Annotated in this window: 14 protein-coding genes; 4 read left to right on the forward strand and 10 right to left on the reverse strand. The window is 63.5% G+C overall.

All coding sequences use genetic code 11. The annotated features are described in order from the left end of the window. Positions 1-12: 12 nt before the first annotated feature. The 3 genes from D3242_RS28560 to D3242_RS28570 all read right to left on the reverse strand — a co-directional run bounded on the left by D3242_RS28560 (position 13) and on the right by D3242_RS28570 (position 4,495). Positions 13-1,524: an aldehyde dehydrogenase gene (locus D3242_RS28560; protein WP_064982327.1), complete on the reverse strand. Its 1,512-nt coding sequence runs from the start codon at positions 1,522-1,524 to the stop codon at positions 13-15. 22 nt (positions 1,525-1,546) lie between these two features. After that, a complete protein-coding gene (locus D3242_RS28565) occupies positions 1,547-2,524 on the reverse strand; it encodes a flavin reductase family protein (protein WP_064982329.1) in 978 nt (325 codons plus the stop codon). Between the two features lie 174 nt (positions 2,525-2,698). Further along, the gene (locus tag D3242_RS28570) at positions 2,699-4,495 is read right to left on the reverse strand and encodes a helix-turn-helix domain-containing protein (RefSeq protein WP_064982330.1); all 1,797 of its coding nucleotides are present in this window, start codon (positions 4,493-4,495) and stop codon (positions 2,699-2,701) included. Positions 4,496-4,657: 162 nt separating this feature from the next. Here D3242_RS28570 and D3242_RS28575 point away from each other — a divergent pair, with 162 nt between their 5' ends. Then, positions 4,658-5,239 carry an amino acid synthesis family protein gene (locus tag D3242_RS28575; protein ID WP_019863584.1) on the forward strand — a complete coding sequence of 194 codons (582 nt, stop codon included), beginning with the start codon at positions 4,658-4,660 and terminating at the stop codon, positions 5,237-5,239. Here the strand turns inward: D3242_RS28575 and D3242_RS34090 are convergent. Continuing rightward, positions 5,200-5,712, reverse strand: coding sequence for a DUF2285 domain-containing protein (locus D3242_RS34090; RefSeq protein ID WP_223217984.1), 513 nt, complete (start codon positions 5,710-5,712; stop codon positions 5,200-5,202). The two genes, D3242_RS28575 and D3242_RS34090, sit on opposite strands and share 40 nt — an antisense overlap. Here D3242_RS34090 and D3242_RS34095 point away from each other — a divergent pair. From D3242_RS34095 to dinB, 3 genes are all read left to right on the forward strand, one after another. Next, a complete protein-coding gene (locus D3242_RS34095; protein ID WP_223217989.1) occupies positions 5,605-5,874 on the forward strand; it encodes a hypothetical protein in 270 nt (89 codons plus the stop codon). The two genes, D3242_RS34090 and D3242_RS34095, sit on opposite strands and share 108 nt — an antisense overlap. 325 nt (positions 5,875-6,199) lie before the next feature. Beyond that, a complete protein-coding gene (locus tag D3242_RS28590) occupies positions 6,200-6,625 on the forward strand; it encodes an SOS response-associated peptidase family protein (RefSeq protein WP_027047835.1) in 426 nt (141 codons plus the stop codon). Positions 6,626-6,683: 58 nt separating this feature from the next. Beyond that, complete coding sequence (gene dinB, locus D3242_RS28595) at positions 6,684-7,769, forward strand: DNA polymerase IV (RefSeq protein ID WP_019863579.1); 1,086 nt, start codon at positions 6,684-6,686, stop codon at positions 7,767-7,769. 51 nt (positions 7,770-7,820) lie between these two features. On the opposite strand, the gene D3242_RS33675 is transcribed toward dinB, so the two are convergent. From D3242_RS33675 to D3242_RS28620, 6 genes are all read right to left on the reverse strand, one after another. After that, positions 7,821-7,988: a hypothetical protein gene (locus D3242_RS33675; protein ID WP_019863578.1), complete on the reverse strand. Its 168-nt coding sequence runs from the start codon at positions 7,986-7,988 to the stop codon at positions 7,821-7,823. Positions 7,989-8,343: 355 nt separating this feature from the next. Then, a complete protein-coding gene (locus D3242_RS28600) occupies positions 8,344-9,273 on the reverse strand; it encodes a DUF2493 domain-containing protein (protein WP_019863577.1) in 930 nt (309 codons plus the stop codon). A 355-nt stretch (positions 9,274-9,628) separates the two neighbouring features. Next, a complete protein-coding gene (locus tag D3242_RS28605; protein ID WP_019863575.1) occupies positions 9,629-10,687 on the reverse strand; it encodes a DUF7146 domain-containing protein in 1,059 nt (352 codons plus the stop codon). Next, complete coding sequence (locus tag D3242_RS28610) at positions 10,687-15,006, reverse strand: bifunctional class I SAM-dependent methyltransferase/DEAD/DEAH box helicase (protein WP_064982334.1); 4,320 nt, start codon at positions 15,004-15,006, stop codon at positions 10,687-10,689. Before D3242_RS28610 ends, D3242_RS28605 begins: the two co-directional genes overlap by 1 nt. A gap of 159 nt (positions 15,007-15,165) precedes the next feature. Then, entirely contained in the window at positions 15,166-17,289 is a 2,124-nt protein-coding gene (locus tag D3242_RS28615) for a ParB/RepB/Spo0J family partition protein (protein WP_064982335.1), read from the reverse strand. A gap of 308 nt (positions 17,290-17,597) precedes the next feature. Next, positions 17,598-18,560 (reverse strand): ArdC family protein, encoded by a 963-nt coding sequence (locus tag D3242_RS28620; protein WP_064982337.1) that lies wholly within the window; start codon positions 18,558-18,560, stop codon positions 17,598-17,600. Positions 18,561-18,991: the final 431 nt, after the last annotated feature.

Below are 18,991 nucleotides of genomic sequence, written 5' to 3' on the forward strand. Positions count from 1 at the left end.
GTGTCGGGTTGGTCAGCGAAGGCGGATAATGAAGGGGTCCTGCATGGCGCCGGAGTAGTCGATGACGACGTTCTTCAGGCGCGAGAACTCCTCCATGGCGTCGAAGCCGCCGCGCCGGCCGTAGCCGCTCTCCTTGAAACCGCCATTGGCGGACATGAAGGAGGAAGCGCGATAGGTGTTGATCCAGACCGTGCCTGCCTCGACATTCCTGGCAAAGCGCAGCGCGCGGTTGATGTCGCGCGTCCAGATGCCGGAGGCGAGCCCATAGCGCGTGTCGTTCGCGAGCCGGATCATCTCGTCTTCCGACGAGAACGGCATGACGCCGACGACCGGACCGAACAGCTCTTCCTGCATGAAGTCCATGCTGTTGTCGGTATCGGTCATCACGGTCGGCTCGAAATACCAGCCGCCGGCAAGCTCGGCCGCTTGCGGCCGCCTGCCGCCGGCCGCGATGCTGGCGCCCTGGCGCACACCCGAGGCGACATATCCTTCCACCTTGGCAAGCTGCGCCGACAGCGCCAGCGGACCGATGTCGGTTTCTTCCAGCGTCGGCAGCCCGACCCGCACGCGCCTCGTGCGCTCGACCAGCGCCTCGACGAAGCGATCGTAGACGCTGGCCTCGACGAAACAGCGCGAACCGGCGACGCAGGTCTGTCCCGCCGCCGCAAAGACACCGGATACGACGCCGTTGACGGCATGGTCGATGTCGACATCACCGAAGACGACATGCGGCGACTTGCCGCCGAGTTCCATCGAGCAGGGAACGAGATTCTGCGCCGCGTTGGTGGCAATCCGCCGGCCGGTCACGGTCGACCCGGTGAAGACCAATTTGGCGATGCCCGGATGCCGGGTCAGCGGGTCGCCGGCCACAGCACCCGTGCCGGTGACGACATTGACGACGCCGGCCGGGAAGCCGGCTTCCATGATCAGCTCGGCCAGAGCGAGTGTGGAAGCACTGGCATGCTCGGACGGCTTGACGACCACCGTGTTGCCGAGCGCCAGGCATGGCGCCAGCGTGCCGGCGAGCAGCATCAGCGGCGAGTTCCACGGCGTGATCATGCCGACGACGCCGATCGGCTCGCGCAGGTTGAAGTTCAGCATGTCGAGCTTGTTGACTGGAATGGTGTCGCCAAGCAGCTTGTCGGCCATGCCGGCGAAATAGGTGTAGCTGTCGGGCATGGCGCGCATCTGCGCCCGCATTTCCTTGAGCAGCTTGCCATTGTCGCGTGTCTCGATCAGCGCCAGCTCATCGGCGTGCTCCATCACCAGTTCCGCCAGCCGACGCACGAGCTTGCCGCGATCGGTCTGGGTCATGCGCCGCCAGGCTGGAGCGGCGAAAGCGGCGCGCGCGGCCTCGACAGCCGCGCCGACATCCTCGGCGCCGGCCTCGGCAAACTGGTACCAGGGCTTGCCGGTGGTCGGGTCGAAGCTGTCGATATACTGCCCGCCGTTCGGCGCCACGAACGCGCCGTTGATGAACAGGTTCTGGCGCGAGCCTTCGAGCGATGCAATCGTCGTTTTCATGCTGTCTGTCCTGGGAGATTCATTATTCGGACGCCGCCTGCGTCCACGATTGCGACTGGCCGTCGATCATGGCGACGCGACCGCCGTCACCGGTGTCGATGTAGATGCCGAAGCGCTTGTCCTGCCGCTCGCGCGCATAGCGGCGCAGCATGGCGCGTAATTCATGCGTGGCGATCCGCTCATAGGGCAGCGCGTCGACGGAAAAGAAGGCATGGCCGTCCGGAAGCGCGGCTTCGGCACTCTCGCGGCTCAGTTCGGCGCGGTAGATCAGATAGCCGGGGTCGCTGTCGGCGACGTCGAACACCGAATAGAGGAAGGTATTTTCAGGAACGAGGCTCAGCGCCTCGCCGCCGTCCAGCACAAGCTGGCTGTCGGCCTTGCGGCGCCGCGCCGTCGGCAGCACCCAGCTGCCCTTGCCGTCGGCGCACAGGAGGATGCGGTCCCCCGCTTCGACGAGATAGCCGATGATCATATCCTGCGAGGCGAGCCAGCCGGCCGGCAGCGGATCCTTCACGCTGGCGTAGCGGCCGCGGCAAAATCCGAGCGGCGCCGACGGGCTCGTCCCAAAGGCCTGGACCTGACCGATCAGGATGATGTGGTCGCCGGCCTCGATGCGGTTGTGAACGGTGCAGTCGAACCATGTCAGGCTGTCGGTGAGGACCGGCGCGCCGGTGTGGGCGCTGTCATGATTGACCGACTGGAATTTGTTCGCCGCCTTGGAGGCGAAGACCGATGAAACATCGACCTGCCCCTCATGCAGGAAATTAACCGCGAAAGCGCTCGTTTCATTGAATGCCGGAAAGCTTGCCGCCGACTTGCCGACACAGACCAGAAGCAACGGCGGGTCGAGCGAGACGGAGGTGAAGGAGTTGGCGGTCATGCCGCGCGGCTTGCCGTCGCTGTCGCGCGTCGTGATGACTGTGACCCCCGTGACGAAAGTTCCGAAGGCACGACGCAAGGCGATCGGGTCGATCGTCCTTTGTGCTACAGCGTCCGCCATTGCCTTCCTCCACATTTCTGGGACGGAGGCTAGGCAGGGGCCGGCAGCGGTTCTTCCTCAGATCTATAGGAAGGAGTTGGCAACCGGCTGCTGCCATCCCGAGCAAGCAGAAGCACGGCAGGTCCGCGCCTGGCGGGACCGCCCCAGCGACGGCAATGACGCGATGAAATGGCTCTAGCGGGTTTCAGGCAACCGGCTGTCGATGATGCCGCTGAGGCGGATCGCCAGTTCGGCCGCGAAGCGTTGTTCGGGCGTGTCGAGCTTGATCCCGAACAGCTCTTCCATGCGCGACAGGCGATAGCGCAAGGTGGTGACATGCAGCCCCATCGCATCGGCGCAAGCCTGGCTGCGGCAACCTTCGCGCAGATAGGCAAACAACGTGTCCAGATAGGGGGTGTGGTGCTCGCGATCATGCGCAATCAAGGCGCCGACGCTCTTGTCAACGAAGTTGCGCACATCAGGCACATCGGCGGCAGCGACCAGCATCGGCAGCGGGCCAAAATCCTGGCCGGCGAAAACCCCGGTGCGTCCGAAAGATCGCCCGATGCGGATCATGCGGCGGCAACGCTCCCAGGCGGTGGGATAATCGGCCAGCAAGGCGCAGATTTCGGAAACCAGCACCGCCGGCTCACGTCCGAAATGGCGGCCAAACTCCGCAGCGATTGTGTTGGGCAATTTCGTCAGGCGAATGCTCTCCCGGTTATCGCCCACCACGAGACAGACAAGATCGCCTTCTACGGCGATGACGGTGCCCGCCACGCCTGCCTGGTCCAACAGCCGGACAAGGGTATGATGGGGGTCGGCCAGACCACCGCCGCCGTGCTTGGCCGCGTCGGCGTAGTCGACCACAATCAGCCTTTGCGGTACGGTCAGGTCAAGCCCCAGCCGCCGTGCCCGGTTGACGATATCCGCCTCGTCACGCCAGCGTCGTTCTACGACTTCCAGGAAAAGCTCGGTCAGCGATCTGGTCTCGAAGCGGAAGCGGACGAAGCTGCGCATCATCTGCACGCTGAGCGCGAATTTGGCGCTGTCGAGCAGCATCTGGTCGAGTTGGCCCGATTGCTGCGGCGTCGGAAAAATCATGAGCGCGCCAACCACTTCGTCATCGATTGTGAGCGGCTCTACGCGCACCGAAAGCTTGAGGCGATGCTTGCCGTCATCAACGAACAAAGTCTCCTCCTGGCGCGCTTCCGACGCGCCGCGCGCGACCTTGACGATCTGCCGGTTGAGCGCGCCGCCAACGGCCTGACGCCAGGCCGCGGCATCAAAATGCGCTTCGCTCGGCGAGCGGCCAGCCACGACCAGGTTGGCGTGGAAATCAATGACCACGACCGCATTGGGTAACAGCTCGCCGACCTTGTCGGCGAGTGAGACCACCGATCCTTCCGACAGAGCCTGCTGCAGAAGCGAGGTGTGCGCCAACAAGGCGCGCTGCAGACGCTCGCCTGCTTGCTTTTCCTGGCGCAGGCGATGCTGCTTCTCCACCGCTATCTCGCCCAAATGCACGATCATGCCAATGAACGCGATATCCTCGGCACTCACTTCGGTGATTTCGCGCGAGACCACGGTCAGCACCATTGGCCGGCCGTCGTCGTCGACGCAGTTCATCGGCATGACGAGCACGCTGCGATAGTCGCGCTCGAACGCCTCCCGGCGATAGCCAGGAAACTCCTCGGACACACGCGCATCCCTGATATAGACCGGCTCGTTCCGGTTGAGCGCGACAATCGACGGACTGGTCGCCAATTCCCAGCGGTCAGGCAAACTGCGTTGAATGAGCGTGGGGTCATGGCGCACGATGACATAGGCGTGGCCATGCGGCGCATCGATGCTCATGATCGAGCCCAGCGTCCATTTGGCATGGCGGCAGGCTGCCAGCACGAGGTCTCGCAACACGGACTGGAGATCGCCACCCGAGTTGATGAGGCTGGCGGCGTCCCGCAAAGAGAGAATTTGAGACTCGTGGTCCACGCCCGGTCTTCCGCCTCGCGAAGGGCCAATTTAAGCCGTCGCGGATATATGAACGCTACACCGCTTCCAAGCGGGGTGCACGTCGATTTTTCCTACGAACCGGAGGAATACCCGTCCGCTAGATCCGATTAGGCTGAGCTTCCACCAACAGGGCCCAAAATTATGGAATTGCGAAAAGTCTGCACCTTCATCGAAGAAGTGCACATCGAAGGCGGCAAGGCCGGCGCCAGGCCGGTAAGATCGATCGTCGTCGCCGCTGTCCTGCGCAATCCATGGGCGGGGCGCGGTTTCGTCGAGAACCTGCGGCCGGAGATTGTCGCTATCGCACCCCGTTTGGGACATGAGCTCACGCAACGCGTGCTCGAACTCATGCCTGCCGAGCGCATCGAGAGCTACGGCAAGGCCGCCGCCGTTGGGGTCGCTGGCGAGATCGAACACGCTTCCGCCATGATCCACACGCTGCGCTTCGGCAATGTGTTTCGCGATGCCGTCGGCGGCACGACCTATCTCGAATTCTGCAACACGCGCAACGCGCCGGGCGCGCTTCTGTCATTGCCGATGATGCACAAGAGCGAGAACGGCCGCCGCTCGCATTTCATCACAGCCAACTTCCAGATCGCCGATGGACCGGCCGCCGACGAAATCGTCGTAGCCATAGGCGCGGCGGATGGCGGCCGCCTCCATCCGCGGATCGCGGATCGTTTTCAGGACATGAAGGAGATGGAGCAGGAAGCAGCGATGTGATGGTTGCGCGGCATTCCTGCTCGGTCGTTGATGATGCCAAGTTCTCGATTGGCGCGGCTGTTAAACGGCGGACATGAGGCGCAAACAGCCATTCGCTTCATGATTGACAGTAACCGTCGGCTTGAAAACAGAGTAAGAAATTGGGCAGCGCGGCCGGCGGGACTTGTCAGTGATGGCGCCTTCGCGCGTGCAGCAATTGGCGAGAGCCGCGCTCGACCATCTTCAGCCCGTCGCGCACGAGGCTGCGTCTGGTAAAACGCCGGGTCGTGCCAGTCGGCGGCGTTGACCAGCCGACGGCCGAACAAGGCGGTTGCGACTTCTAAATGGGATGCCTGTTCCTCGCGACCGTCCAAGCATCGCAGCATGTGACCAAGGCGCCGACGCTGGACAGCGGTCAACCTGGCATCGGGAAGGTTGGGCGTGTGGATCGAGCGGATGAACCGTTCGATTGCCTGGAGCCGGTCAAGCGCCATTTCGTCGCGTGGGATCGCAGCAGCCATCGGTTCGCCTGGCTGCGCGTCGCCGAGAAACGCCAGTTGCGTGACGAGCTCTACGCACGGGCGCAACGTCGAAAGATCGCTGACCGGTCAAAGATGACGAAGAAGCAACTGGAGAATGCCTTGGGCATCTCGTGAAATCCTCAAACCAGAGGCGTCGCGTCCGCGTTGATCAATCAAAGGGCCGACGTCTCTGACGCTCGAGCAATCATTCTGATCTGCTTGAACCGGCCTTTCTCGACCACGTGCAAGGCCGTCATCGCGGCGCCATTGTCCTGCCTGGCATCCCATTTGACGACGTCTGGGTATGCAATACCGCGATATTGGCTTTGCCGGAGCGCCGATATCACGCCCTCTCGGCTAAGCCGGTTTCCGCGCTGGGCCAGCCTTATGGCTTCGATCAACTGACGCACCGCTCGACGAACGCCGCATCATCATAAGACGCTATGGCGGCGATGTTGAGATGCTTGAATTGCCATGGGGTCTCCAACCCAGGGAACCCGGCGGGCGACCTTTCACGGTCGTACGCGCAGAGGACCGATCGTTCCCGAGCCATCGCTGCCTGGTGCCGGCGTCCGAATTCCGGCATCGCAGCCAGGGAAAGAACTACAGCTTTCGCCTCGCAAACGGTGATTGGTTCTATTTCGCCGGCATCTGGCGGCCAGCGACCCGCGATTGGTCGGAAGCCTACGCAATCCTGACGATCCAGGCCAACGACGATATTGCGCCCTACCATGAGCGCCAGATGGTAGTGCTGCGCCGGGACGAACGCGCGGCTTGGCTCGACATGACGCAGCCCGAACACGAGGTCCTTCGTCCCCTTCCAGGTGCAAGCTTTGCGATTTCGCGTCTCCGCCAGGGTCGCAGACAGGCTGAATTTGCGATCTGAAGATTGTAGGATCCGGAAGCACGAACCTTACACCCTGGCGAAATGACATTGCAGGCAAATGGCCCCTGAACGCGGCGCTGGCCCGCGCAAGATCATCCATGTCGACATGGATGCGTTTTACGCTTCGGTCGAACAGCGCGACAATCCGGAACTGCGCGGCAAGCCGCTTGCCGTCGGTGGGGCCGCGGCCCGCGGCGTGGTCGCGGCCGCAAGCTATGAGGCCCGCGCGTTCGGCGTTCGCTCCGCCATGCCTTCGGTCACGGCAAAGCGCAAATGCCCCGAACTGATCTTTGTACCGCCCCGCTTCGAGGTATACCGGGCGGTTTCGGCCCAGATCCGCGACGTGTTCGCCGAACACACCGATCTCATCGAGCCGCTTTCGCTCGACGAAGCCTACCTCGACGTCACGGAGAACCGGTTCAATATTCCTGCGGCCTCAACGATCGCAGAGCTGATCCGGGCAAAGATCCTGGAGGTAACCGGGCTGACTGCTTCCGCCGGCATCTCCTACAATAAATTCCTCGCCAAGATGGCCTCCGACCAGAACAAGCCTAATGGCCAGTTCGTCATCACGCCACGTCACGGTCCCGCCTTCGTAGAGACCTTGCCCGTCAAGAAATTTCACGGTGTCGGCCCCGCGACAGCCGCGAAGATGGAAGCGCTCGGTATCGAGACCGGCGCCGATCTCAAGGAGAGGTCGCTCCCCTTCCTGCAGCAGCATTTCGGAAAGTCAGGGCTCTGGTACTATCAGATCGCGCGCGGCATCGACAAACGCGCCGTCGAACCGGATCGGCCGCGCAAATCAATCGGCGCGGAGGACACTTTCGCAGCCGATATCGTCGAGCTCGATGCATCGCTCGCCGAACTTAAGCCGTTGATCGCCAAAGTCTGGGGATACTGCGAAGGCAAAGGCATCCGCGGCCGAACCGTCACGCTGAAGGTCAAATTCGCCGACTTCCAGCAGATCACGCGCAGCCGCACGGTGGCGATGCCGATCGAGCTTCGTGATTTCGAGGAGCTCGCGGCCGATCTCCTGAGGTCGGTATTCCCCGTGCGGAAAGGCATCCGCCTGTTGGGCATAACACTGTCGTCGCTAGGCGATGTGTCGCCGTCGGATCAACGACAACTTCGGTTCGAGGTGTAGCGCTGCCTCTCAGGCCGGACGCAGAGAATCACCGGCCGCAACTTGTCCGGATCATCGCTCGTGCGGATCGATCTCGCGGACGATCTGGGAGACCTCTCCTTCATATTCGTCGGCCCGCACGACCGTGAGTGTTCCGTCGCCGGCGCGGAAGATGACGATGCTGACCATCAGGCTGGTGGCGAGGCTGAAGGCGAAGGCGTTGGCTTCTACGAGGGACATTTTTCCGGCTCCTGTTCTGGAAGCGGGGAGCGATCCACGCGTGACAGGCGCCCGATGTGTCCGGCCAAGGGCCGCGATCACCGTGAAGGCAAGGCCGAAACGGCGGCACGCTTTGCGTAGTCCGACCCTTCATGGGTTGATGGCATCAGCCCTTGGACCGGACCAAGGAATTGCGCCGACAAACGCGGCGATCGGTTCCCTGTCCTCCATTCCAAGACCAGGTGCGATGTGAACCTCGTGGTCCACCGCCTCGCCTTCATCGACGCCACATCGGCAGGAGCGGTCGTCCGATCAACGCGCCAAGAGTGACGGGAATCAGAGCGAATGACTTGAGGCGGGTCGACTGGTGGCCCCTTCACGTTGCACCAAACTTCATCACCGGAATGCCGAGCCTGCGGGCCTTGTCGGCGAGGTTGTCCTGAATGCCAGAGCCGGGGAAATGAATGACGCCAATCGGCAAGGTGTCGAGCATGGCGTCGTTGCGCTTGAAGGGCGCGGCCTTGGCATGCCTGGTCCAGTCCGGCCTGAAGGCAATCTGCGGCACCTTGCGGCTGTGAGCCCATTTGGCCGCGATCAGCTCGGCACCTTTTGGTGATCCGCCGTGGAGCAGGACCATGTCCGGATATTTGCCATGGACCTGGTCGAGCTTGGCCCAGATCAGCCGATGATCGTTGAAATCGAGTCCTCCGGTGAAGGCGACTTTCGGTCCAGGTGGCAACAGCACCTGGCCGTCTGCGTGCTTCCTCGCGGCAACGAAGTCCCGGCTGTCGATCAGTGCCGCGGTCAGGTTGCGGTGGTTGACGACAGAGCCCGAACGCGGGCGCCAGATCGAGTGGGTGTGACGCTCGTAGTGCTCGGCGGCCTGGTCGCGCATCAATTCGAAGCCGCTGCGGCGTTCGAGCAGGGTCTGACCTTGGGCGATGAGGCGCTCGAGTTCGACCGAGTTGACCTCGGATCCATCCTGTTCGCGCTGCAGCCGTTGCTGGCCAACTTCGTTTTCATCGAGCTCGCGTTCGATCCGCTTGGTCGCGCGATGGAACAGATTGACCGTGCCCCACAGCAGCTCCTCGAGGTCGGGCTCAAGGCGTGTGTCGGCCATCGCCACCACGAGAGCGTCGAAGATGTCGGCGATGCTGGCTGCCACGACCCGGCCTTCGGGAAGCGGGCGCGGATCGGGTTCGTCGTCGAAGGGACGGTAGCCGTAGAGCTGAAGCTCCTGAAGGACGTGGTCCATGGGTGATGATGCGGTCTGTGACTGATATTCGGTATCGTGCTCGGTGCTCATGGCGGCTTGCCTTCGTCGGACCGGCCGCGCCCATCGCGGCCTTCATGGCGACGAAGGCGATGGACGATCCGGACTTGCACCCGCAGCGTCAGCGCAGGGCCGGAACGGGAGTGGAGGATGGCGAAGCCCGGCTATTTTGCCTCGCGATGGAAAGGCCCGAAGACGGGGCCCCGCGCGGCCCGCCGCGTGGGGTGGCAAGGGCCGCCGGAAAATAGCCGGGCGCAGCCATTGCCTGTCCGGACCGGCCGGCGCCCGATCGCCCTCTTGAAGGCCGTGGGCCGGCCCTCGCCGAGCGAAGATCCACCCGCGCACGCGAGCCACGCATCGCTGGCACGGCCCCTTCTCCCCTTTCCGGTCAGGCCGCCAGCGTCATGAAGCGTTCGACATCCTGTGGCGCGATCTGAACCCGCAGGATCCCCCTCAGCGCATCGGCGCCGAGCAGACGCAGATCCTCGTTGAAGTCGCCAAGTTTCGGCGTCAGAACCATCGCCTCGATACCCGCCGCGCTGGTGCGTTCGATGAGGGTTGCCACTGCTGCGTCGCCTGCCGGATCATCGTCGCGGGCAATGTAGAGCCGACGCAATGTGTCAGGGAACAGGATTGCGGACAGGTGCGCCGCCGACAGCGCCGCGAGTGCCGGCATAGCGGGCAGGACAATGCGTTGCGACAGCATGGTTTCGATGCCTTCGCCGGCCGCCATGACATCGCGGCAGCAGCCGAAGCGGACGGCGTGACCGAGCAGTTCGCCCATGGCCCGTCTTGGCGTGTCGATCGGAGCGCGGCCGAGATGAGCCTCGCTGAATCCGCCCGGATCGAGCCAGGTGCGGTGGGCGCCGGTGAGCTTGCCTTTGAGGTCGGTGACCGTCGCGATCATTGCCGGCCATGTTTCGGTCGGGCCGCTCTCTGGACGGTAATAGCAGCGCGGATGAAACCGAAGGCTCCCGGTCTCATGCAAGATTGTAATCGCGCGTCCGCGCAGATACCTCTCCACAAGCGTTCCTGGTATCGGCTGCGACATGGAGACCAGCCGCCGCGCCGCTTCGGTAGAGCCGCCCGCAGCGGGACCGGCTTGCTCCCGCCGGTCCTTTGGTTCGTTCGTCGTTAGGGGCATGGACAGAAAGCTCCGCGCCTCGTCGAAAACTTCCTTGAAATCGACAAGGCCAAGCGATTCCCGAATGACGTCCAGAAGGTCGCCGTGCTCGCCGGTGGCGGCGTCGGTCCATTTCCCGGCAGCACCCTTGCCGGAATCCGATCCCTTGAGACGGACGAACATCGAGCGCCCCGGTGCATTGCGGGCGTCGCCAACCAGCCAGTAGCGGCCCTGGCGGCGACCATTGGAAAGGTAGCGGCGGCAAACCGCCTCCGCCCGCTGGGCGAGACGGCTTGCGAGTTCGGATGCATCGCGAGGCGGCATCAGCTGGCCTGCCTCTCGCTGATGCGCTGTATCGGATGACGCTCGATCACCTTGGCAAGCACCGCAGGTCCACTCGCGTCCGCAGGCACGAACATGCGCAGTTTCCAGGATATGATCTCATGGAAAAGTCCGTAGGCCGTGAGCCGCTCGCGCATAGTATCGGTGAAGCCCGACAGCTCGATGCGATTGGCGCCCATGACGCGGACGCGGCGCAGATGAAGTCCCTCATCGAGGTCGAGCATCGTCCGCCCATCCGCAAGGGCGTTGAAGGCATCTTGTGCCGTCAGCGTGCTGACGCCTGTTGCGAGCGCATCGGCGGCCCATGCGGCCGAAACCCTGCGTCCGATGATGCGCTCCCCCTCGTCGGTCTGGAGCCGGTAGACCCGGCTCGATTCGTTTGGAAGTCGCTTCCAGATCGGCAGCAGCAACCCCGCGACGATGTGGATGGTCGAGTCCGAGAAAGTCGGGACGCTCGCGACCTCGGCACTCCAGGCGGCAGCGAAGGTCGCGCGATCAGCCTGCTGCCAATGACTGTCCTCCATCATACGCAGCGACGCATGGTGTTGTTCCATCGGCCGGATCAACCTGACCCGCCGCTCGATTTCGCCATCATCTAGCATGAACGATGGCGCGGGGACTTGGACGGCAGCACGCCCTGAGCGTTCGTTGACCAACAGGATGGCGCGCTGGTCGACGAGATGGGCGACAGCTTCCTCGACGGGCACGGGTCGATTGCGCTGGCGCTGATCGATGGTGAGGAGCTGCGTTTGGGCGCCGGTGCCCGGATGGGTGTAGATCGCCCGCCGATCCGTGACGACGAAGCTCTCCGCCCGCAGCGTTTCGAGCCCAACATCATAAACCCCAGCCGCGATGGCGCCTTCCACCTTGGCTGTGAGCAACTGCTCGAAGGCCGCGAACAGGATGTCCTGTAGTTCGATGGTAAGCGCCAGCAGCCGGTTGAGGAAAGTTGTGATCGGCGGCAACTCGTCCTTGATGCCGTTCTCGTCCGTCAGCGTCAGCCCCGTGGTCTGCTCGAACAGCGTGAGTGAGCAGCCCTCCACCTTGCCGCGGACGATCAGCAGGTAGAGCTGGCGCAGTGCATCGCGCGCATAATGCGATTCCAGATTGTCCTCCGGGCGAAACAAGCCCTGCCCGCCGGTCTGGCGCTGGCCTCGCGTGATCGCGCCCAGCGTATCGAGACGCCGGGCAATCGTGGAGAGGAAGCGTTTCTCGGCCTTCACGTTGGTGGCGATCGGTCGAAAAAGCGGCGGTTGCGCCTGGTTGGTCCGATGCGTTCGGCCAAGGCCCTGGATGGCGGTATCGGCTTTCCAGCCAGGCTCGAGAAGATAGTGGATGCGCAGGCGCGTGTTCCGCGCCGAAAGCTCCGCATGGTAGCTTCGGCCCGTCCCGCCGGCATCGCTGAACACCAGGATGCGCTTGACGTCATCCATGAAGGCCTGCGTCTCGGCGAGATTGGCCGAGGCCACGCGGCCCTCGACCATTAGGCGTTCGCCCTTCCTGACGATGCGTCGCGACCGGCCCGTCACCTCCGCGACCATCTCGGTGCCGAAGCGCTGGACGATCTGGTCGAGCGCGCCAGGGACCGGTGGCAAGCTCGCCAGCTTCTCAATCAGGGCCGTGCGGCGCGCGAGCGCCTCGCGGCTTTCAACGGGCTGGCCGTCGCGAAACACCGGCCTCGACGACAGGTTGCTTTCCGAATCCGTGAAGGGTTCGTAGAGTTGAACCGGAAAGGCATGCTTGAGGTAATCGAGCACATATTCGCGCGGCGTAATGTCGACACGGACATCGTTCCATTCCTGCGTCGGCACCTCCGCCAGCCTGCGTTCCATCAGCGCCTCGCCGGTGGAGACGATCTGAATCACGGTCGAATGCCCGGACTGGAGATCCTGCTCGATCGAGCGGATCAGCGTCGGCGTCTTCATCGACGTCAGCAGGTGACCGAAGAAGCGCTGCTTGGCGCTCTCGAAGGCCGAACGCGCGGCGGACTTGGCCTGGCGGTTCAACGTGCCGCCGTCGCCGGTGATGTTCGCGGCCCGCATGGCCGCGTCGAGATGGTTGTGAATGACGGCGAAGGCGCCCGCATAGGCATCGTAGATGCGCCGCTGCTCAGGCGTCAGTTCATGCTCGACCAGTTCGTACTCGACGCCGTCGAAGGAGAGCGAGCGTGCCGTGTAGAGGCCCAGCGCACGAAGGTCCCGGGCGAGCACCTCCATTGCCGCCACGCCACCCGCCTCTATCGCCTCGACGAACTCCGCTCGGGTCGAGAACGGGAAGTCCTCGCTACCCCAGAGGCCAAGCCTTTGGGCGTAGGCCAGATTGGCGACGGTGGTCGCGCCGGTGGCGGAGACATAGACGACACGGGCGCCAGGCAACGCATGTTGCAGGCGCAAGCCGGCGCGACCCTGCTGTGAGGGTGCGACATCGCCACGTTCTCCCTTGCCGCCGCCGGCATTCTGCATGGCGTGCGCCTCGTCGAATATGAGCACTCCGTCGAAATCCGAGCCCAACCATTCGACGATCTGCCTGACGCGCGAAACCTTCTCGCCACGGTCGTCGGAGCGCAGCGTGGCATAGGTTGTAAACAGGATGCCTTCTGGAAGCGTGATGGTGCGCCCTTGCGCGAAGCGCGACAGCGGCGTGACCAGCAGACGCTCCATGCCGAGCGCCGCCCAGTCGCGCTGCGCGTCCTCAAGCAGCTTGTCTGATTTCGAGATCCACACGGCCTTGCGCCGGCCTTGCAGCCAGTTGTCGAGCACAATGCTCGCAGACTGCCGGCCCTTACCGACGCCGGTCCCGTCGCCGATGAAGAGGCCTCGCCGGAAGCGCACGGCTGTTGGCGCGTTCTCGGCCCCTGCTTTGACAACATCGAGCGTGTGGTCGACCGACCACGATCCGGCGAGAAACCCATGATGAGCCTCGCCGGCCAGGATCACCGTTTCGAGCTGGGCGTCCGAGAGAGACGTCAGGATATCGCCGGGCAGGGTTGGACGATAAGTGGGCTTTGGCGGCGCGACCGATGCCATCGCCGCGGACTGGACCAGCCTGGTCGGGTGCGCCTGCGAACCAGGAATACGGATGGTCTGCAATCCATATTCCTCGTAGATCGCGTCGGTCAGCCGTGCTCCCTCGCCGGGTGCCCAATCGACCGTCTCGTAGGACAGTTCAACGCCGACTGGCTCGGACAGCTGCCGGTGAATCGGGCCTGCGACAGGACGGGCGAGATAACCGCGGACCGACCGAGGCGCGGGAATGGCGGGAACAACCCTGGCCGCTTCGGCGATCGGCAGCCGTGCCGGGACGTGCTTCTCGATCCAGCTGAGCAAGGTCGCGACATCCGGCGCAAAGCCGGGCGAAGCCGGCATGAAGGACGGATCACCAACCCTCGTCTTGTCGATGACCGTCAACCGGGTGTCGATCGTCGTACCATGCTTGGCATAGACGGCGCCGCTGATCGTGGCGGAAAAAACGACATGACCCTGCTCCTGGAGGCGCAGGAATGCATCGCGCCATGCCGACATCTCCGGCCCGAAACCCGCGCCGGTGATGGTGACCAGCCGACCCCCGTCGGCAAGCCGGCCGAGTGCCGAGGCGACATGGCGATAGGCCGCATCCGCGACGCGCCCGTGCACATTGGCGAGGACCGAGAACGGCGGATTCATCAGCACGACCGTGGGCAAGCTGGCGGGATCGAGATGATCGTCGATCTGGGCCGCGTCGAACCGCGTGACCGAAAGGGTTGGGAAGAGATTGGACAGAAGACCCGCACGCATCTCTGCAAGCTCGTTCAGGACAAGCGAGCCACCCGCGATCTCGGCGAGGATGGCAAGCAGCCCGGTGCCCGCGGAAGGCTCAAGCACCCGGTCAGACGCCGATATTGCGGCTGCGCAGACGGCTGCGAGGCCCAGCGGGATAGGCGTCGAGAATTGCTGCAGCGCCTGAGTTTCCTCAGAGCGGCGGGTATGCGTGGGCAGAAGGTCTGCAATCCGGCTGAAAAGCGGTAACGCGGACGCCACAGAGCCGGCCTTGCGCAGAAGCGATTTTCCGTATTTGCGAAGGAACAGGACGGTCGCGGCCTCGCAGGCGTCATAGGCCGTCTTCCAGTCCCAGGCACCGCTCGTGTCGGACGCCCCGAATGAGGCTTCCATCGCAGCTCGCAGGACGACGGCATCGACGCGGCGGCCGCATTCGAGGTGGGGAAGTAGACGCAGGGCTGCCGCGTAGACTGCTGCGGCTGGATCGGCAGGGTTAGCGGCGGAAGGGACCGGAGTGCCGGTTAATGTCGGAGCCAGGAAGTTCATCGGAGATCCTCTGGAGAGCGAGACCGGGAAAGCCCATCGGCGCTCTCTCTGACCGCACGGGCTCAAGCCGTCCCGGCCGGACACTCACTCTCACCACAGCACGCAAAAACGCCCGGCACTCTTGCGAGAGCCGGGCGAAAGGTGCGGAAGGGAAAGGGCCTATTCGGCGGCGTCGAGCTGTTTTTCTTCCCCGTCGACCAAAGCAACGTCATTGTCACCTGCCAGGAATTCAGGCAGAGCTTCATCTTCGTCGCCAGTGTTGTTGTCGACTGCTTCGACATCGCCGTCGACAAGCCGCAGAGGCTCGGGCAGCCAGCCACTATCGGCGAGCAGGCGTTCGGCTTCCTTGGCCATGTCGCCCTTCTTGAGGTGATCGATGAGCTGGGATGCGCGCTCGCCAGCACCCTCGCGAACGGCTTCCAGAATACGCGCTTTGGTGATGCGGCCGAGATAGTTGCCGACGGTGGGGCGCCATCCGGCGTCAATCATGTCGAGCCCAACTGCCCGAGCAAGGTGATCGGCGTCGGCAAGCCGCCGCTGGACGCCGTGCGTCGAGATGGCGCCATTACCGTAGCGATCAGCCCTTTCGTAGAGCGCGTTGACGCCGAAGGATGCGCAATGCGCGAACAGCTCAGTTTGCTGGGTGCCCGTCAGTGCAGAGAGCGCGTTCCAAAGGTCGGCGACGTCAGCTGGAAGACGCTTTTCCCAGGCATCGTGGCGGGCCTTGATCGAGCGCGCATAAATCGTATCCCGAAGCCCTTCGGACTGGACCGGAAAGACCGTGCCGCGGACAAAGACTTCCATCGCCACGCCTTGAGCGCTGTAGCGAGAGAAGGTGTCACGGACGAATTTGTGAAGCACGGCCAGAAAAGCGGTTGCCGGGTCGTTCGCGAGCTTGTCTCGCAGAGCCAGCGTGCGATCCGCGGTCAGTTCCATGATGAGCCGATCCGGCAATGGCTTGATGCCATCCTCCTCCTCATCATCCGGGTCGACCGGCCGGCCACCGATGGTGATGATGGCCCGCTGATTAGAGCCTGTGGCCGAATTGCCGGATTCGTCGATGCCGGGATCGTTGTCGCCCTCGGGTGTCACGGGCGCCTCATCCTCCGGCTTCACAAAGCCGCGCTCGACGAGAAGCATTCCATCCGTATCGACGCTGACGAAGACACCTGCGCGCGCGATCTCGACCGGATCGAAGCGGACGGGCCGCGCCTCGAGCGATTTGATCGCGGTTTCGATCTCGCCAAACCGCTGGTCGACCTCATCCGGCAGCTTGTCGGCCTCCTCGTACTGCGCCTGAAGCTTGTCAAACTCGTCACGCAGCGCATCGAGCGTGGCCTGCTCGTCGCTGGCGAGGTCGATCGGCGTGCCCTTGAGTTCACGCAAGCCATTTGTCGCGCCGTAGGGGAAGCTCACCGCGACTTCAATCCACTTCCAGCCTTCGCTGGCGATTTCGTCGGCCATCATCTGCAGCTTCTCCGTGACAAGCCGTTCAAGCAGCGGGACGTCCTGCAACCACCCGCCATCGTCCGACTGGAAAAGATCGCGCAGCACTTCGCCGCCCGCCGCCTCATAGCGCTCCAGACCGACGAACAGGGCCCGCTTGTCGGAGGCACGCACGGTGTTCTCGGTCAGCATGCGACGGATCTGGTATGGCTCCTTCGACCAGCTGTTCTTGATCGCCTCCCAGACCTGGTCCTGTCTGGCGTGGTCGTTGCTGACGGCGAATGCTTCAAGTTGGGCGATCGTCATGCCATCGTCGGCGTATATCTCAAGAAGCGCCGGCGACACTTCAGCGAGCTTGAGGCGCTGTTTTACCACGCTTGTCGAGATGAAGAACGCGGCTGCGATCTCCTCCTCCGACATGCCCTTGTCGCGCATATCCTTGAACGCGCGATATTGGTCGAGAGGGTGAAGCGGGGCGTGTTCAATGTTCTCGGCAAGGGAGATCTCCTCGGCCGCGATCGGCCCGGACGAATTGCCGACGACACAGGGAATGGACGCGGTCTTCGCGAGGCGCTTCTGGTTCACAAGCATCTCAAGCGCGCGATAACGGCGCCCCCCGGCGGGAACTTCGAACATTCCGGTCTCCTTGCCGCCGGCATCGAGCACGGGACGAACATGAATGCTTTGGATGAGACCGCGGCGGGCGATCGAGGCCGCGAGTTCCTCTATCGAGACGCCGGCCTTGATACGTCTGACATTGGTCTGGGCAAGCACCAGCTTGTTGAAAGGAATGTCGCGCGAAGGCGACAGGCTTATCTTCTGAACGGCGTTGGCCATCGGGGTTTTCTCCGCGACGGGCGCCGAGAGCCTCTCTCTCGACCTTGAACCCGTCACGAAATCCCTCCAACACTCTCCCTCTCCTGCCAGCACGATCCGGCACGCCGTTGATCGCCTGCCGAGCCTGCACAGCGCGCACAGCCGTGAACGCAGTTTCTGCATGAGCCGACAATGAGAGGGATCGATCAAGCGCGGCTGGCGCTTGATACCCGGGACGGTCGGCGGGGCCGCTGCGTGCAATCCCGACGCGGAACCCTGTGAACCCGGTGATTGACGGACCGCGCTTGCGCTGGTCCGGTCAACGATGGCTATGCAGCCCTTCTATCGTTGCCTGCGCCCAACTCAATGGATGCTCCGACCTCATCCGGCAGGTGGCCAAGAAGCCACTCCGCCGCCTTGCTGGCCTGGCTGGCGGCACGAACGATGGCACGATTGTCCTCTTTCAGAACCTCTAGCCATGAGCCGATATAATCCGCATGCCGAACAGTAGGCACGATGCCCAAGGCCGCGCAGCAGAAGGCCGCGTTGATCTCTGCCACGAGTTCCTCGAAAGCATATTTTCTGGAGGCGGTAGAGGCGGAGAATCTGCGATCCAGGCGTGAGCTGTGACCGGTTGCATGACCGAGCTCATGCAAGGCTGTCCGATGCCAGTTGATCGGCTCGAAGTAAGCTTGGGGCGGAGGCACCTGGATATAATCGTGGGCAGGCACATAGAACGCCCTGTCGCCGCCAATACGGAAGTCGATACCGGTGGCCTTGATCAGCGCCTCGACCCGCGGTTCGATCGGGCTTGCCACCGACAGCGGGGCCGAAGCTGCGACTTCGTCAGGTAACCCTTCACATTGCTCGATGTTGAAAACGGTGAAGCGCTTGAGGAACGGTACGGCTAGAGCATCCTCGCCCGTCTCGCGAGCGCGCTTCTTCTCGTGATCCGGGACAAAACGATCGGCATAGACGACCGTTGTCCCGTGCTCGCCTCTGCGGACGTTCCCGCCGAGCGCGAAAGCCTGTCGATAGGTTATCCAACTCTGTGTTGAGAAACCGCGTTCGACGACGGCGCCCCAGAGGATGAGCACGTTGATCCCGCTGTACGCGCGATACGTGCTGGCATTCTGCGGCAGGGAAAGCGCGGCTTTTGCCGCGGACGTCCCCCAGGGCTGAACCCAAGGAAAACGACCCGCTTCCAGCTCGGCAATTATCTTGCCGGTGATCTCGTCGTAGAGGTTCGACCGGTCGGCGACGGCATGGGTTCGATTGGTCCGGACAGACATCGTGGTTCTCCGCGACGGGCGCCGAAGGCCTCTCCTCCCGCTTACAACCCGTCGCGGAAAACCCGGCCCCTCCTCGGACTCTCCGTCGGGAGAGCCCTGCTCTCCCGACCAACGTGAAAAAGGGCGTACAAGGCGGAAGCACCGAAATGTCCGTAAGCGGGAATAAGTCAGTTCGGTGCTGGAGCACGTTCGTGGCCCTGAGACCGGTTCGACAGGGCGGCCGAAGGAGCATCAGCATGGCGCCGCCGTGAGGCGGGATGCGGGACCGACCGCCCCCGGCGAAGGGCGCCATATGAGACTATGCAGAGCAGGAAGCGATCCGCCCCGCATGACGCATGGTCGATCCAGGCCCAGCTCACCCTCACCGCCAATATGTACCTGGCATGGCCCCGTGCCTGCTCGACTCATGCATCGGAGCCCTCCGCCCGGTA

The organism is Mesorhizobium jarvisii, assembly GCF_003601985.1.
Taxonomy (GTDB): Bacteria; Pseudomonadota; Alphaproteobacteria; order Rhizobiales; family Rhizobiaceae; genus Mesorhizobium; species Mesorhizobium jarvisii.